Below are 2,392 nucleotides of genomic sequence, written 5' to 3'. Positions count from 1 at the left end.
GTATAGAGCGTCAACTATCTTGACTGATCAGCGTCAATTAACTTGACGGGTTGTCGTCATCCTTCTTGTTTAGTTTTCAGTGATGCTTTCCTCCTGTAGCTTTCCCCTAAGCACTGGATAATGGTCGCGTGATGCACCAGACGGTCGATGGCTGCAATGGTCATGCTTGAGTCATCGAACAGCGTGTCCCAGTCCTCGAACGACTGATTCGACGTAATGATCATACTGCAACGCTCGTACCGATGAGCAATGAGCTCGAACAGGACGCTGGTTTCTTGCTCGGTTTTACGGATATAGCCGATGTCGTCGACGATAAGCACTGCGTACTTATCCAGTTTAAGTAATGCATCCTCAAGCTTAAGCTCTTGTTTTGCTTGCTGTAGCTGTTGCACCAATGCGGTTGCAGAGCTGAACTTCACACGGATACCAGCTTCGATTAGGCCGTAGCCTATACTGCTGGCGATGTGAGTTTTACCAACGCCACTGGCACCGAACAAGAGTATATTAGCGCCTTGTTTTACCCAGCTGGGCCGGTCTATTAAGTCATGGACCTGCGCCTTGTTAACGCCTTCTATGGCGTTGAAGTTAAAGCCGCTAAGGTGCTTACCGGGCGGCAGTTTTGACTCACGCAGATGCCGTTGCAGTCTTTTGTCTTCGCGGCTGGCGAGTTCGGCACTGCATAACTCAGCAAGGTATTGTTGCGGTGACCACTGTTCATGGATGGCTTTTTCAGCCATATTCTGCCAGAGCTCGCGGATTGAACCCAGACGCAGTTGTTTAAGCATTAGCGGCAATGAGGCGGTGGCGTTATCCATGATTACCTCCGTGCAGCAGTGATTGGTACTGACTCAGTGCGTGCTGATGAACAGTCATCTTAGGTATGGCTGCTGGCGGGCACGTAAATCGCTCTTCGCAGTCATAAATGCTCGGCACGCGACCATGCTCGATTTCGTTCATTACGAACTCGCCGAGTCGTTGCTCATGTCCAGTTTTACTGGCTAGATGAAGCAAGCGGACGATGTAGTAGCAGGCTTTATCTGCCATCATCGTGTCGTTCACGTGTGACCAGATATGTTTGTAGTTGTCGCTGGGTAACAGCTCATCACGCCATTGTGAATGGCGGAACGCTCTGGGCTTTTTAACCAGTGCTTCTATGACATGCCGGTAATTGACGCTGCGTACTCGCTTAGAACCCTGTGCATAGACTCGTGGTAACGTATCAGTAAGGACAGTGCCCAGGTAAAGCTCCAGGCGGCTATCATAGAGCCTGACCAGCAAGCGACTTCCAACCAGTCGAGATGGCACGGTATAGGTCACGCGTTTCAAGGCGATGGTACTGGTGCGGCTTACCCTCAGGTAATGTTCAGTGTAATTGACGCTGGTGTGCACAGGAAGCGGCTGTAATTGTCGCTGCTCTTGGGCTAGCTTATCAGCAACCCGACGGTTACGGCGCTCGATAATACTTTGTACGAACGCCTCATAATCAGATCTTGAGGTAAAGTCATAGCTACCACGTATTCTTAATGCTTGCTCCAGTTGAGCTTTAATGTGGCGATTCGGTGACTCGATAGCGCCATTTTCCTGCGCAACTCCCCGATTGTTTCGGGAGGCTTTGAAGCCATAATGGCGCATTAGCTCGGTAAAGCGTTCAGTGAAGTCATCCTGCTCGGTACGGTTTTTATACGCCGCGCTTAAGCTGTCAGTGCGGATTTCAGCTGGCACGCCACCTGCTGCAATCAGAGCGTTCTGCAGACCATCAGAGAAAGCGGCAAAGCTCTCACCACCATAAATAACCTGAGCAAACGCCCAACCACACGCTGGCAACCGGAAGTGGAATAACTGATGTTGTAGCACTTCACCCAGAATACTGACCGGATATTGGACTTTTGTGAAGTCCGCAATTCCTAACCTGCCTAGCTCATGATGTTGGACAAAGACGACATCGCCTGAACCAGCGTTAAGGTGTCGCCACTGCTTAACTCGGCGCTCCAGTGTACGTCGGGACGAAGGATTGAATTTATCTTGGTAGTGTTCGCATAAGTGGTCGTATATACCGACCGGCGTGATGTCGCTATCTTTTTCTAGCAAAGGGATTACGACGCTATCCCAAATTGATTCCAGCGGGTCAGGACGCGTTCGCCAGCTTCGTTGACCGTTTTTAGGTTGAAGCGCCTGCTTTTCGATGCGATAGCCGGAGCTTTCAGAGATACCAGCTTTTGCCGCAGCTACCTTCTGAGTGTTGTTCTTTCTGAATTTCATATAAAGATTAACCTGTTGATCTGTAACTTGCTTTCCCGACACAGCATGACCTCCGTTTTGCTGTATCGAACCCTATCAGATCAACCGGTCAAGATAATTGTCGCGGACCGGTCAGGTTAATTGTCGCTTAATA

At 49.9% G+C, this 2,392-nt stretch carries 2 protein-coding genes; both read right to left on the bottom strand.

Going from position 1 to position 2,392, the window contains the following annotated elements:
* Positions 1 to 56 precede the first annotated feature (56 nt).
* Positions 57 to 815, bottom strand: a complete 759-nt coding sequence (istB, locus tag DEU29_RS13830; protein WP_133540983.1) for an IS21-like element helper ATPase IstB — start codon at positions 813 to 815, stop codon at positions 57 to 59.
* Positions 808 to 2,301: an IS21 family transposase gene (gene istA, locus DEU29_RS13825; protein WP_133540981.1), complete on the bottom strand. Its 1,494-nt coding sequence runs from the start codon at positions 2,299 to 2,301 to the stop codon at positions 808 to 810. Before istA ends, istB begins: the two co-directional genes overlap by 8 nt.
* Positions 2,302 to 2,392 lie beyond the last annotated feature (91 nt).

It is taken from the genome of Idiomarina aquatica, from assembly GCF_004362895.1.
Classification (GTDB): domain Bacteria; phylum Pseudomonadota; class Gammaproteobacteria; order Enterobacterales; family Alteromonadaceae; genus Idiomarina.
Note: the sequence above shows the minus strand (reverse complement) of the source record. Positions and strands in the feature narration are given on the sequence as shown.

Bases quoted from the DNA above. Each gene is read 5' to 3' on its own strand.
- istB (WP_133540983.1), bottom strand. From the start codon at position 815: ATGGATAACGCCACCGCCTCATTGCCGCTAATGCTTAAACAACTGCGT.